General features: G+C 71.1%; 12 protein-coding genes. 4 read left to right on the top strand and 8 right to left on the bottom strand.

Translation table 11 applies throughout. The annotated features are described in order from the left end of the window. Nucleotides 1-144 precede the first annotated feature (144 nt). From ACSHXN_RS23125 to ACSHXN_RS23110, 4 genes are all read right to left on the bottom strand, one after another. Nucleotides 145-636 carry an ATP-binding protein gene (locus ACSHXN_RS23125; RefSeq protein ID WP_355131942.1) on the bottom strand — a complete coding sequence of 164 codons (492 nt, stop codon included), beginning with the start codon at nt 634-636 and terminating at the stop codon, nt 145-147. A gap of 478 nt (nt 637-1,114) precedes the next feature. Then, on the bottom strand, nt 1,115-2,008 hold the full coding sequence (locus ACSHXN_RS23120; RefSeq protein WP_438303623.1) for an acyl-CoA dehydrogenase family protein: 894 nt from the start codon (nt 2,006-2,008) through the stop codon (nt 1,115-1,117). Between the two features lie 8 nt (nt 2,009-2,016). Further along, nucleotides 2,017-3,171, bottom strand: a complete 1,155-nt coding sequence (locus ACSHXN_RS23115; protein WP_438303622.1) for an acyl-CoA dehydrogenase — start codon at nt 3,169-3,171, stop codon at nt 2,017-2,019. Next, nucleotides 3,171-4,364 carry an amidohydrolase family protein gene (locus ACSHXN_RS23110; RefSeq protein WP_438303621.1) on the bottom strand — a complete coding sequence of 398 codons (1,194 nt, stop codon included), beginning with the start codon at nt 4,362-4,364 and terminating at the stop codon, nt 3,171-3,173. Before ACSHXN_RS23110 ends, ACSHXN_RS23115 begins: the two co-directional genes overlap by 1 nt. Nucleotides 4,365-4,507: 143 nt before the next feature. Here ACSHXN_RS23110 and ACSHXN_RS23105 point away from each other — a divergent pair, with 143 nt between their 5' ends. Continuing rightward, complete coding sequence (locus ACSHXN_RS23105) at nt 4,508-6,022, top strand: class I adenylate-forming enzyme family protein (RefSeq protein WP_438303620.1); 1,515 nt, start codon at nt 4,508-4,510, stop codon at nt 6,020-6,022. On the opposite strand, the gene ACSHXN_RS23100 is transcribed toward ACSHXN_RS23105, so the two are convergent. Together ACSHXN_RS23100 and ACSHXN_RS23095 are read right to left on the bottom strand one after the other, a co-directional pair. Further along, nucleotides 6,001-6,513 carry an EF-hand domain-containing protein gene (locus ACSHXN_RS23100; RefSeq protein ID WP_355131947.1) on the bottom strand — a complete coding sequence of 171 codons (513 nt, stop codon included), beginning with the start codon at nt 6,511-6,513 and terminating at the stop codon, nt 6,001-6,003. The genes ACSHXN_RS23105 and ACSHXN_RS23100 overlap by 22 nt on opposite strands. 220 nt (nt 6,514-6,733) lie before the next feature. Continuing rightward, nucleotides 6,734-7,114 (bottom strand): STAS domain-containing protein, encoded by a 381-nt coding sequence (locus ACSHXN_RS23095; RefSeq protein ID WP_355131948.1) that lies wholly within the window; start codon nt 7,112-7,114, stop codon nt 6,734-6,736. A gap of 359 nt (nt 7,115-7,473) precedes the next feature. Between ACSHXN_RS23095 and ACSHXN_RS23090 the strand changes: the two genes are divergently transcribed. After that, nucleotides 7,474-8,055 carry a sigma factor gene (locus ACSHXN_RS23090; protein WP_355131949.1) on the top strand — a complete coding sequence of 194 codons (582 nt, stop codon included), beginning with the start codon at nt 7,474-7,476 and terminating at the stop codon, nt 8,053-8,055. Nucleotides 8,056-8,261: 206 nt separating this feature from the next. Further along, nucleotides 8,262-9,638: a maleylpyruvate isomerase N-terminal domain-containing protein gene (locus tag ACSHXN_RS23085; protein ID WP_383351774.1), complete on the top strand. Its 1,377-nt coding sequence runs from the start codon at nt 8,262-8,264 to the stop codon at nt 9,636-9,638. 9 nt (nt 9,639-9,647) lie between these two features. Here ACSHXN_RS23085 and purU read toward each other — a convergent pair whose 3' ends face one another. Continuing rightward, a complete protein-coding gene (gene purU, locus ACSHXN_RS23080; protein WP_355131951.1) occupies nt 9,648-10,529 on the bottom strand; it encodes a formyltetrahydrofolate deformylase in 882 nt (293 codons plus the stop codon). Nucleotides 10,530-10,602: 73 nt separating this feature from the next. Then, nucleotides 10,603-11,103 (bottom strand): SCO4402 family protein, encoded by a 501-nt coding sequence (locus ACSHXN_RS23075; protein ID WP_079050248.1) that lies wholly within the window; start codon nt 11,101-11,103, stop codon nt 10,603-10,605. A 117-nt stretch (nt 11,104-11,220) separates the two neighbouring features. Here ACSHXN_RS23075 and ACSHXN_RS23070 point away from each other — a divergent pair, with 117 nt between their 5' ends. Beyond that, nucleotides 11,221-12,555, top strand: coding sequence for an ABC transporter substrate-binding protein (locus ACSHXN_RS23070; RefSeq protein ID WP_355131953.1), 1,335 nt, complete (start codon nt 11,221-11,223; stop codon nt 12,553-12,555). Nucleotides 12,556-12,611 lie beyond the last annotated feature (56 nt).

Raw genomic sequence — 12,611 nt, 5'->3', positions numbered from 1 at the left:
GATTCATCATCTATGCCCCATTTATGACGGCGCGTGCGGATGCACGGTCCGGCGCACCCGACGTCGGCCCGCTCCGGCCCTCCGAAGCCCGTGCGGCCGCACGCACAGGCGTGCGCACCCGTCGCACCTCCGGGGCCCTCTCGGCTACACCACGCCGTAGGCGAACTCCTGGGGCACCCTGCCCACTTCGTACGTCGCCGCCCTGCCCGCGACCCCGGCCGCACGGCGGTCCACCTCGCACCAGATGCGCTTGCCCACGCCCTCCGGATCCCAGCCCCAGCGGTCCGCGAGGCCGTCGACGAGCTCCAGGCCGCGGCCGCCCGTCTCGTCGCCCGTCGCATGCCGCGGAGCCGGCGGCCGGGCGCTGGCGTCGGTCACCTCGAGACGGACCGTGCCGGCCGCGGCACCGCAGGAGTCGTCCCGCACCCCCGTCAGCAGCAGGCGCAGCACGGCGGGGCAACCGGTGTGCACCACGGCGTTGGTGACGAGTTCGGAGACGAGCAGAACCAGCGTCTCGGCCAGTGGCTCGTCCGCCGCTATGCCCGACCCCACGAGCCGGGAGCGGGTCCACCGGCGAGCCCGCCCCACTTCCGCGGGGTCGGGCCGGATCTCCAGCTGCACTTGAAGCACCTGCACCGCTCACACCATCCGAACCGGCGGACACATCGCCTCGCGCCTCGCAAGGGCCACGATCGTGGTCATCGTCTGCATGGCAGGAACCAGGATCACGGACCGTGATTCCCTTGCACGACAGCATGGTTGACGTACAGTCACCCCAACAAGCGCTTCGGGCATATTCCAGCGCGAAGGAGTACGCGTGCGCCATACTGTGCGACGCTCGCCACGGTGAGTCGAACAGGCAGGCACGACGGGTCGCCCTGCCCCGCGGGCGGCACGCAGCGCCGGATCCGGCGCCGCCACAGAGGCCGCACCGGGCTCGCTCGGACTCGGAACCGCTCGCATCCCACACAAGGTACCCGAGCACCGCGCCGACTCCAGTCCGTGACAAGTCACGCGTAGGACACAACCCGGTATCAACGCTCAGTGACACCGGATTGCCACAATCCGCGACATCTTCTAGACCCGGTTCGGCGGAATGCCTGCCCACAGCCGCTCACATGGCACCGGACAGCAGATCGACGGCCAAGAGCTCATCACTCTCCGTGTCCAGACCTGAGCGCTGGGTTCGCACCCAGGCCCGCTTCAGCAGCAGGTGGACATCGGACTCCCAGGTGAACCCCATGCCGCCGTGCACCTGGAGGCAGTCGCGGGCACCGCGGACGGCGGCGTCGTCGGCGAGCACTCTGGCAGCGGCGATGTCGACGGCGTCGGCGGTGACGGCGGCCGCGTACACCGCCGCGCGGGCCGTCTCCACGCGCACCAGACTCTGTGCGCACAGGTGCTTGACCGCTTGGAAGGCCCCGATCGGCTGCCCGAACTGCTCCCGGGTCCGCGCGTGTTCCGCCGCCAGCTCGCAGGCCCGGGCCGCGCCGCCGAGTTGTTCGGCGGCGGTGAGCAGGACGGCGACCGGATCCGGCGTGGCGCCGGCAGCGGGCCCCACCGGCCGCGGCAGCCGGTGCAACGGGGTCAGCGGGTCCACCGAGGCGACCGGCACGGCACCGGTCACCTCACCGTCCACGACGTCCGCCTCCGCCAGCCACTCCACGCACCCGCCGAAGGCGGCCGTCACCACCGTCCCGCCGGTCGCCGCGCCCGCCATGCGTCCCGCCGCGAGATGCGTGGCCACCAACGGACCGGGCAGCAGAGCCCGCCCCGCCTCCTCGAAGACCAGCACCGCCTCCGGCAGCCCGAGGCCGACCCCGCCCTCCGCCTCCGGCAGCCGCAGCGCGAAGAGGCCCGCCTCGCCCAGATCCCGCCACAGCGTGCGGTCGAGCACACCGGGCCGGTCGACGGCGGCCCGCAGCGCGTCCCGGCCGAAGCGGCCCGCGAGCAGTGCACGCGTCCCCTCCTTCAGCGCCCGCTGATCGTCGGTCGGCTGGAAGTACATGGCGTGTGTCACCGTCCCTTCGGCAGACCGAGGATGCGTTCGGCCACGATGTTCTGCTGGATCTGCGAGGTGCCGGCCGCGATCGTGTACGAGAGCGACGACAGCCGGTCGAGGGTCCAGGGGCGGCCGGCGTCGAGGGAGTCCGCGCCCAGCACCTCGGCGGCGGTGTCGTAGAGCTCCTGACGTGCGTGCGAATACCTGAGCTTGAAGACCGAACCCGCAAGGCCCGGCACCCCGCCCGATCCCCGCGCCTCGCTCACGTTCCACTGCGTGAGCCGCCACAGTGCGCGGAACTCCGCGTTCAGCCGGCCGAGCCTCCGCCGCAGCGGCGTGTCGTCCCACCGGCCGTTCCCATGTGCCTCGCGGGCCAGTTCGCCGAGGACACGTCGGCAGGCCACCACATCGCCCGCGAACGCCGTACCCCGTTCGAAGGACAGCGTCACCATGGTCACGCGCCAGCCGTCGTTCTCGGCACCGATCCGGTTGCCGACCGGGACCCGCACCTCGTCCAGGAACACCTCGGCGAACTCGGTCGACCCGGCGAGCGTCCGCAGCGGCCGTACGGTGACGCCCGGCGCGTCCATCGGCATCGCCAGCCAGGTGATGCCTTTGTGGCCCGGCGCCCGCGGGTCCGTGCGGACCAGCAGTTCGCACCAGTCGGCGACTTCCGCGTGCGAGGTCCAGATCTTCGACCCGCTCACCACGTAAGCCCCACCGTCCCGCCACGCGCGCGTGCGCAGCGACGCCAGGTCGGAACCCGCTTCCGGCTCGCTGAACCCCTGGCACCAGATCTCCTCGCCGCGCAGCACGGGCGGCAGCCAACGCGCCCGCTGCCCGGGCGTGCCCTCGGCTGCGATCGTCGGTCCGGCGTGCAGCAGCCCCACGAAGTTGGCCCCCACATACGGTGCGCCCGCCTTCTCGGTCTCCTCCAGGAAGATCAGGTGCTGGGCGGGGGCGGCCCCGCGTCCGCCCGCGTCCACGGGCCAGTGCAGACCCGCGTACCCGGCGTCGTACAGCATGCGCTGCCAGCCGAGGTCGAAGGCGCGCCTCGCCGGCCAGTCGGCGGGGGACGGCCTCGGAGGGAGCGTGGGCAGCACCTCGGCCAGCCATCGGCGCAGCCGCGCCCGGAACTCCTCCTCCTCGGGCGAGTCGGCGAGATCCACTAGCGGTCCAGGTCGAGTGCGAGCATCCGGATCGCATTGCCGCGCATCAGCTTGTGGACGGTCTCGTCGTCGAGCCCCTTCACATGGTCGAGCGCGACCTCCTTGGTGTGCGGGAAGGTCGAGTCGACGTGCGGATAGTCCGTCTCGAAGGTGGCGTTGTCACGGCCGACCACGTCGAGGGAGGCGACGCCGTGCTTGTCGCGGAAGAAGCAGCAGAAGATCTGCCGGTAGTAGTACGTCGACGGCGGCTCGGGGATCAGGTCGCGGACGCCGCCCCACGCACGGTGCTCCTGCCAGACGTCGTCGGCGCGCTCCAGGGCGTAGGGGATCCAGCCCATCTGCCCCTCGGAGTAGGCGAGCTTGAGCCGCGGGTACCGCACCAGCACACCGCTGAACAGGAAGTCCATCATCGAGGCCATCGCGTTGTTGAACGAGAGCGAGGCCTGTACGGCGGGCGGGGCGTCCGGGGAGGCGGCGGGCATCTGGGAGGACGACCCGATGTGCATGTTCACGACCGTGCCGGTCTCCTCGCACACGGCGAAGAAGAGGTCCCAGTGGCCCGAGTGGATGGACGGCAGGCCGAGATGGGTGGGGATCTCGGAGAAGGTGACCGCCTTCACCCCGCGTGCGGCGTTGCGCCTGATCTCGGCGACCGCGAGGTCGACGTCCCACAGGGGGATGAGGCACAGCGGGATCAGCCGGCCGCCGCTGTCGCCGCACCACTCCTCGACCATCCAGTCGTTGTACGCGCGCACGCAGGCCAGGGCGACCTCCTTGTCGTGCGCCTCGGCGAAGGTCTGACCGCAGAAGCGGGGGAAGGTCGGAAAGCAGAGGCTGGCCTCGACGTGGTTGAGGTCCATGTCCTTCAGCCGCTCCACCGGGTCCCAGCAGCCGCGCCGCATCTCCTTCCGGGTGATGCCCTCCAGGGTCATCTCGTCGCGGTCGAAGCCGACGGCGGCGATGTTGCGCTTGTACGGGAACTTCAGGTCCTCGTAGACCCACCAGTCGGTCGGCGGCCCCTGCGGGTCCATCGTGATCCGGTACTTGCCGCCGACGTAGGCGAGTTCCCCGATTCCGGCGGTCAGCGGCTTGGGGCCGCGATCCCGGTACTTCGTCGGCAGCCAGGTCTCGAAGAGGTGCGCGGGCTCGATCACATGGTCGTCGACACTGATGATGCGAGGCAGTTCGGTCATGGGCCCCTCCGCCCGACTCAATGACCTGACGAATCGTCAGATCGGTCTGTTCGGCAGGTTAGCCCCGCACCCCTGGACCGACAAGGCGGCCAGGCCTACGCTCTGCCCACTATCTGACTGTGCGTCAGCTCAAGGGGGTCGCCGTGAACGACACCGCACATGCGCTGAGCAGATCCCGGACCCTCTGGGAACTGGCCGCCCGGCGCGCCGATCTCACCCCCGCGCGGCCCGCGCTCCTCCAGGGCGACCGCTCCCTGAGCTTCGGCGAACTGCGCGAAAGGGCCGAGCGGGTGGCCGCGGGGCTGTACGGCATGGGCGTACGTCCGGGGACGGTGGTCGCCTGGCAACTGCCCACCCGGATCGAGACCGCCCTGCTGACCTTCGCGCTGGCCCGGCTGGGCGCGGTGCAGACCCCGGTCATCCCCTTCTACCGCGACCGGGAGGTCGGTTTCGCGCTCCGGGAGTCGAAGGCGGAGTTCTTCGCGGTCCCCGGCACCTGGCGGGGCTTCGATCACACGGCGATGGCGCGCCGCCTCGGCGCGAAGGGGGTCTTCGAGGCGTACTCGGGCGACGACCTGCCCGACGGCGATCCGTCCACCCTGCCCGATCCGCCGGCCGACGGCACCTCGGCGCGGTGGATCTACTGGACCTCGGGGACGACCTCCGACCCCAAGGGCGTGCTGCACACCGACCGTTCACTGATCGCGGGCGGCTCCTGCCTCGCGCACGCACTGCACCTGTCCGGGGACGACGTCGGCTCGATGGCCTTCCCCTACGCCCATATCGCCGGCCCCGACTACACGGTGATGCTGCTGTTGTACGGGTTACCCGCGGTGATGATCGAGCATTTCGCCCTGCCGGACGCCCTGGAGGACTACCGCAGGCACGGGGTGACGGTGGCCGGCGGATCGACGGCCTTCTACTCGATGTTCCTCGCCGAGCAGCGCCGGCAGCCGGGGGTCAAGGTGATCCCGTCCTTGCGGCTGCTGGCGGGGGGCGGGGCGCCGAAGCCCCCGGAGGTCTACCACGCCGTCGTCCGGGAGATGGGGGTGCAGCTCACCCACGGGTACGGCATGACCGAGGTGCCGATGATCACGATGGGATCGCCGGACGACTCCGCGGAGAACCTGGCGACGACGGAGGGACGGCCGCCCGAGGGGATGGAGATACGGATCGTGGGCGGGGAGGTGCGGCTGCGGGGAGAGGCCGTCTGCCGGGGGTATCTGGACCCGGCCCAGACGGCGCGGGCCTTCGACGAGGACGGATTCCTGGTCACGGGCGACCTCGGCCGCCTCACCGGCAGCGGTCATCTGGTCCTCACCGGACGCCTCAAGGACGTCATCATCCGCAAGGGCGAGAACATCTCCGCCAAGGAGATCGAGGACCTGCTGCACCGGCATCCCGCGGTCCAGGACGTCGCGGTGATCGGGCTGCCCGACGAGGAGCGCGGCGAACGGGTCTGCGCGGTGGTCGAAACAGCCGCGGACGCCGAGGGATTGACCCTCCCGGCGATCGTCTCGTACCTGCGCGCGGAAGGGCTGTCCGTGCACAAGCTGCCGGAGCAGCTGGAGCTGGTGGACGCCCTCCCGCGCAACGACACACTGCGGAAGGTGCTCAAGTACAAACTGCGCGAACGCTACTCGGGAACGGTGAAGTAGCGCGCGAACGCGGCCACGACCTCGGCCTCGCCCACCTTGCCGTCGCCGTCCGCGTCCAGCGCCGCCGCGACCGTCCGGCCGATGTCCTCGTGGACACCGAGCGCCTTCAGGACGCGCACGGCCTCGTCCACCGTGGCCGCACCGTCACGGTCGTAGTCCGCCACGGCGAGTGCCGCGTGCAGGAACGGACGGGCGATCTCGGCGAACCGGTCGGGATTGTCGCGCAGCCGCTTGACCGCGCCCCCCACGAACTCCTCGCGCGTGATGCGCTGGTCACCGTCACGGTCCGCTATCCCGGCCATGCCCTGCCAGAAGGCCTCACCCCCGGCGTACAGGGCCTGCCCCTGCTCGGAGCGGGCCGCGGTGCCGAACTCGTTGAGGACCGCCTTGGCCGCAGCGTTGAAGTCCGCGCGGTCGATGTAGCCGTTGCCGTCCTGGTCGAAGGTGGCGAACCGGGCGGCGATCCTTCGCTCGTACTCGGTGCTGACCATGTGTTCTCGGGCCGCCTCACGTGACATGTCGGGGGTGCGTCTCGCACGGAGCGTACGTCGTCGCGGGCTTCGGGGGAGACGGAAAACGACGCTTGTACCAAGACCGCAGGAATTCCGCGACAACAGCGTGGCCGTCCCGCGACCTTCCATGGATCATGCCCTGCCGCACCTGTCGGCAGGACCACATGGCACGCCGTCGACCGGCGGGGGGTCCTCGCGACTACGCGGACAGGGGGCCGGCCTCGTCGTCGACGGCCGCGGTGACGTCCGGGTACACGTCGAAGAGGCGACGCACACCGAGGGCCGCGAGAACCCGGTCGACGTGGGACCCCTCCTTGCCGCTGCGCCCGGGCAGTATCAGTCTGAGCCGGCCCTGGCACGAGCGGATCAGCCGGCGGGTGGCGATCAGCACGCCGACGCCGCTGGAGTCGCAGAAGACCACGTCGGAGAGGTCCAGCACGACATGGTGGCGACCGTCCGCCACCGCGTCGTGCACCCGCTGCCGCAGCACCGGTGACGTCACCAGGTCCAGTTCGCCCGCCACTTGGAGCACGGCCCACTCGCCGTACTCCCCGAAGGCCACCTCGACTGTCACCGCCATGCCTCCCGCCTGCCCGCAGCCCGATCGAAAACGGAAGCAGTTCCTACGCTTCCTTCAGGCGCGGCTGCCCCGATGACTCTCCATAAAACACCGAACTTTCGATCGAAAGCGCGTGGTAGATGAGCCAAATCAATCGGTAACGATCGCATTCGCTCACGTCTGACCGGCCCTCATCGGGGTATACGCCGTTCGAACCACCTATCCCGCCCGGGAGCCCTTATCACCTGCGGCTCGCCAAGGGGCGCACATTGCCGCAAAGGGGCGTGCGTCGTCCTACGTGCCGACTACATTCGAGGTGGCGCAACACAGAGGCTGGATCGGAACAGGGCACCGGGCACGACCAGGGGCGAGGGGGCAGGATGGCGAAGAAGGACGCACCGCCCCGGTGGGACCGCAGGATGCAACAGCGGCTCGCCCGGGGCGAAGCGGCAGCGCTCGGTGAGTGCTACGACCGGTTCGCCTCGCTCGTACACGGCCTCGCCCATCGCGTGCTCGGGGACGAGAACGCGGCCGACGGCATCACGCGAGAGGTGTTCGTCCACGTCTGGGAGCACCCGGAGACGTACGACCCCAAGCAGGGCCCCTTGCGGTCCTGGATCGCCATGCTGACCCACCGGCTCGCCGTGCAGCGGCTGCACGCCACCGGGACCGCCGCGCTGGCCCAGGGCGGGCAGGGCACCCCGGAGGACCTGGAGCGCCGGGTGCGCCAGGCCTCCATCGCGGCGCGCGCGGACTTCATCGTGACATCGATGCCGGTACCGCTGCGCGCGGCGCTCGAACGGGCCTACTTCCAGCGCCGGGACTACCGCCAGACCGCGGTCGACCTCGACATCGAGGAGGAGGAGGCCCGCCGCCGCCTGCGCCTCGGCCTCCAGCTGCTGTCCACGGCCCATGAGGCGGCCCCCTCGGGCATCCCTCCCGAAGCGGGGGAGGCCTGGTGACCGAGGAGGAGGGCTTCGAAGGGCACGGGAAGCACACAAGGCACGGCGCCCACGAGGGCCACGGCACACCGGCCTCCGACCGCGGTACGGCGGCCGGGCACCGGCGGGCCCCGGACGGCGCCGCCCGGAGGGAGCCCGGCAATGACGCGCAGGGACCGGCGGAGCCGGGCCCGCCGGCGAGCGGCGGCACCGACCGGAACGGCGGCATGGACGGACACGGCGACTCGGACACGGCCGGGAACGGCGCCACGGGGCGGTCCGAAGGCCCCGGTGACGGACGGCCGGCCGACCCCGGCACCGGTGGGGACGGCGCCGCCCCCGGGCCCGGGGGACCGGTCACCGGAGCCGACGGACCGGGTGGCGCCGGGCGGGCACCTCGGATCCCCACGCCGCGCGGTTCCGTCGAGGACTCCGGGATGCCCTTGCCCGACCCGTCTCCCCTGACCGCGCCGCCGGCCTCTCCCCCGCCGCCCGTGCTCGAGCACCGGGTGCTGAAGTCGCTGCTCGGGGCATGGGCGCTGGCCGCCTGCTCGTCCGAGGAGACGGCGGCCGTCGAGGCGCACCTCGGGGACTGCGGCCCGTGCGCGGACGAGGCGCGACGGCTGCGCCAGGCCGTCGGGCTGCTGCAGCGTCCCGAGAGTCTCGACCTCGACCCGGCCCTGCGCACCCGTGTCCTGCAGAGCTGCCTCGACCGGCGCCCGCCGCGCATCCCGGTGCCGGACTGGGTGGCCCCCTTCGACGCCGAGGCCGCGCGCCTCGACGCCCTGCTGCAGGACATCGGCGACTCCGAGTGGCACGCCCCGGTGCGGCTGCGCTGGTTCGACGGGACGGGACCCACCAGCCGCCGCACCACCGTCGCCGGGGTGATCGCGCACCTGCTCTCCGTCGACGGGCTGGTGGCGGTCGCCCTGGGGCTCGACGACCCGCTCGGGGATGCGACCGTCGACGAGGGCACGCCCGAGGGCCGTACGGAGGCGTACTGGCGCGCCTCGCACTTCCCGCCCACCCGTTCGGTCCGCGGACCGTGGCGGGAGCAGAGCCACAACCTGGTGCGGACGCTGTCCTTCACCGGCGGGGACACCGGGACGCCGACGGTCTCGTACGGCGGGTTCGGACTGTCGCTGCAGGACGCGATGCTGGACCGGGCCTTCGAGTGCTGGGTGCACGCGGAGGACATCGCGAACGCCATCGACTACCCGTACGAGCCACCGGCGCCCCGCCATCTGAACAGCATGATCGACCTGGGCGCACGCCTGCTCCCCGCGATGCTGGCAACACGGCGGCAGGCCGGTCTCGCCGCCCCCGGCCGCACCCGGCACCTCGTGCCCGCGGGCGAACCCGGACGCACCCTGCGTCTGGAGATCGAGGGATCGGGCGGCGGCGAGTGGCTGATCGCCCTGGACTCGCCCGGCGCGGTCGCCTCCGCCGAGCACGAGGTGGCCCACGTCGCACTCGACGGGGTGGAGTTCTGCCGCCTGGCCGCGGGCCATGTGCCGCCCCAGGAGGCGGCCGCTGGGCAGGTCGGGGACCGCGAGGCGATCAGGGACGTGCTGTTCGCGGCGGCGTCGCTGAGCCGGATGTAGGCCCGGGTCTCAGGCGAAGACCACCGTCCGCCGCCCGTTCAGCAGGATGCGGCGCTCGGCGTGCCACTTGACCGCGCGGGCCAGCGCCTGGCACTCGACGTCCCGGCCGATCGCGACCAGCTGGTCGGGGGTCACGCCATGGCCCACCCGTTCGACCTCCTGCTCGATGATCGGGCCCTCGTCGAGGTCGGCCGTGACGTAGTGAGCGGTGGCGCCGATCAGCTTCACCCCGCGCGCATGCGCCTGGTGGTACGGCTTCGCGCCCTTGAAGCTCGGCAGGAACGAGTGGTGGATGTTGATGATCCGCCCGCTGAGCTGCTTGCACAGATCGTCCGAGAGCACCTGCATGTACCGGGCCAGGACCACCAGCTCGACGTCCAGCTCGTGCACCAGCTCCAGCACCCGGGCCTCGGCCTCCGCCTTGGTGTCCTTGGTCACCGGGATGTGATGGAACGGGATTTCGTACGACCCGACCAGCTCGGCGAAGTCGGTGTGGTTGGACACCACGGCCGCGATCTCGACGGGCAGCGCGCCGGTCCGGGCGCGGAAGAGGAGGTCGTTCAGGCAGTGCCCGAATCTGCTGACCATCAGGACGACGCGCATCTTCTCGTCGGCCCGGTTGATCTGCCAGTCCATCCGGAAGGAGTCGCCGATCGCCGCGAAGCTCGCACGCAGTTTGTCCACGGTCACGGGGGCCTCGGCCGAGAAGTGCACCCGCATGAAGAACAGTCCCGTGTCGTGGTCGCCGAACTGCTGGCTGTCCTCGATGTTGCAGCCGGTCATGAAGAGATAGCTCGACACGGCGTGCACGATCCCCTGCTTGTCCGGGCAGGAGAGGGTGAGGACGTACTGGTGGGCGGGGACCGCGGCTCGGGTGGACTGCTCACTCATGCAGGCCAGGGTCTCACGACGGCGGGCCGGGACGGGTCTCCGTCCCGGTGCCCGGACGCCGCGTTCCCCCGGGCTACGCGCTACGGGTGACGATCCGCAGCACCTCGAGCGTCCGCGGGGGGACGTCGGGGTCCTCGCCGTCGCTCATCGCGAGCCGCACATGGGCGTCGCGCGCCGCCCGCACCGCCTCGGGCCACCCGTGGTGGTTGAGGTACGCCCCCACCTCCGCATCGGGCCCGACCTGATGCATGATCCGCAGCACCCGCAGCACCGCGGTGTCGACGAGCGCCGCCTCCTGCGAGTCGCGGAAGATCGTGCCGACGTATTTCTCGGCGGACCAGTTGTCCAGCCAGGTGTCCTCGACGAGGCGGTACACGGCGTCGGTGACGTCCCCGTACCCGTCGACTCCGGCGAGCCAGACGTCCCGTTGGAACACCTGGTCCGAAAGCATGTGCAGCGCGGAGCGCACATTGCTGCGCCAGCGCCACCACGGCATGTCGTTCAGTGGCATGACGCCCATGGTGGATGAGCGACGGGCACGACGGGAAGAGCTCTCCGAACCTTGCACGGTCATCGATAGTACGTTCCCTGTGAAATCCGGATCATCGCCCCCCGCAATTCACCTCTACGTCACTTCCAGTTGACCACTGATCGCACGAGGGTTAGTGATGTGGGGGAATCGTGCGTGTCCATGACCGGCAGGCGACGTACCAGCTCCTCCCCCACCAGCCCGAGTGCTCCGGGTGCCGTCCGCAGAACAGCGACTCCCCGCGTCAAGACGGCCCTGATCGCCGCGGGAGCTCTGGTGGCCTGTGCGTCGCTGGCCGCGGCCTGCGGTGTCGTCCCCGGTATCCCGGGGGGTTCCGGGGACGACACCGTCACCGTCATGACCTGGGCGCCCCAGAACACGTCGGCGACCAACAAGCCGGGCATGCCGGCCATGGCGAGTGCGTACGCCCGCTGGGCCAACGCGCACGGCGGCCTCGACGGGCACAAGCTGAAGGTGCTCACCTGCAACGACCACAACGACTACGTGGGTGCCGCCAAGTGCGCCCGGCTCGCCGTCAAGAAGAAGGTCGTCGCGGTCGTCGGCTCCTACAGCCAGTTCGGCTCCTCCTTCCTCTCGCCGCTGGAGTCGGCGGGCATCCCGTACATAGGCGGCTACGGCCTGACCGACGACGAGTTCAAGAGCGTGCTCTCCTACCCCGTCAACGGCGGCCAGCCCGCCCTGCTGGCCGGCCTCGGCGAGGAACTGGGCAAGAGCTGCGGTCCCGTCGCGATGGTGCGGCCCGACACCGTGGCGGGCGACCAGCTGCCCCTGCTGCTCGACTCCGGGCTGAAGGCGGCGGGCCACGCCCGGGTCGACGATGTGCGCGCCGCCGAGGACGCCACCGCGTTCGACTCCCAGGCCGAGTCGGCGCTGGAGAAGGCGACCGCGGACACGGCGAAGAAGGGGTGCGTGGTGCCTTCGCTCGACGACCGCACCAGCACGTTCATGGACTCCTTCCGCCGTCTGAGCAGCGAGTACCCCGCGGTGCGCACCGCCTCCGTGCTCGGCAGCGTCGACCAGTCGGTCATCAACCAGTCCGGGGGCGGCTCGGGTCCCTACGAAGGTGCGTACGTCACCGGCTGGTACCCGGAGTCCACGGACAAGCGCTGGGACCCGATGAAGAAGGTGATCCGCGAGGAGGCCTTCGGCGACAACCGGATCGACCCGGCGGACGCCGGCGTGCAGACCACGTGGATCGCCTACACGGTTCTGCAGAAGGTCGTCGAGTCGCTCGGCGGCGGCCGGGTGACCGCGAACACGATCCGCTCGGCCCTCGACAACGGCCTGAAGGTCGACACGGGCGGCCTCACCCCGAGCCTGCGCTGGCGGTTCCAGGACCTGACCGCCGTCGTCGACTTCCCCCGGCTGATCAACTCGAGCGTGACCTTCCAGGTCGTGGACCAGGGTCAGCTGGTGGCGGCCCGCAAGGGCTTCGTCGACGTCTCGAAGACGCTGGAGAGCACCGCCGACGAGTAGGCCCGGCGGGCGGGGGCATCGAACACCCGCGCGCGGTGTGCGCCGCACGGTCGGGG

It is taken from the genome of Streptomyces sp. HUAS TT11 (genome assembly GCF_051553595.1).
Taxonomy (GTDB): Bacteria; Actinomycetota; Actinomycetes; order Streptomycetales; family Streptomycetaceae; genus Streptomyces.
The sequence above is the reverse complement of the archived record's forward strand: the minus strand, read 5'-3'. Positions and strand labels throughout refer to the sequence as shown.

What these genes read in the sequence shown, in the direction of transcription:
- ACSHXN_RS23120 (WP_438303623.1), bottom strand. Translation starts at nt 2,008, where the DNA reads ATGTACTTCCAGCCGACCGACGATCAGCGGGCGCTGAAGGAGGGGACG.
- ACSHXN_RS23110 (WP_438303621.1), bottom strand. Translation starts at nt 4,364, where the DNA reads ATGACCGAACTGCCTCGCATCATCAGTGTCGACGACCATGTGATCGAG.
- ACSHXN_RS23100 (WP_355131947.1), bottom strand. Translation starts at nt 6,513, where the DNA reads ATGGTCAGCACCGAGTACGAGCGAAGGATCGCCGCCCGGTTCGCCACC.
- ACSHXN_RS23095 (WP_355131948.1), bottom strand. Translation starts at nt 7,114, where the DNA reads ATGGCGGTGACAGTCGAGGTGGCCTTCGGGGAGTACGGCGAGTGGGCC.
- ACSHXN_RS23090 (WP_355131949.1), top strand. Translation starts at nt 7,474, where the DNA reads ATGGCGAAGAAGGACGCACCGCCCCGGTGGGACCGCAGGATGCAACAG.
- ACSHXN_RS23085 (WP_383351774.1), top strand. Translation starts at nt 8,262, where the DNA reads ATGGACGGACACGGCGACTCGGACACGGCCGGGAACGGCGCCACGGGG.
- purU (WP_355131951.1), bottom strand. Translation starts at nt 10,529, where the DNA reads ATGAGTGAGCAGTCCACCCGAGCCGCGGTCCCCGCCCACCAGTACGTC.
- ACSHXN_RS23075 (WP_079050248.1), bottom strand. Translation starts at nt 11,103, where the DNA reads ATGACCGTGCAAGGTTCGGAGAGCTCTTCCCGTCGTGCCCGTCGCTCA.
- ACSHXN_RS23070 (WP_355131953.1), top strand. Translation starts at nt 11,221, where the DNA reads ATGACCGGCAGGCGACGTACCAGCTCCTCCCCCACCAGCCCGAGTGCT.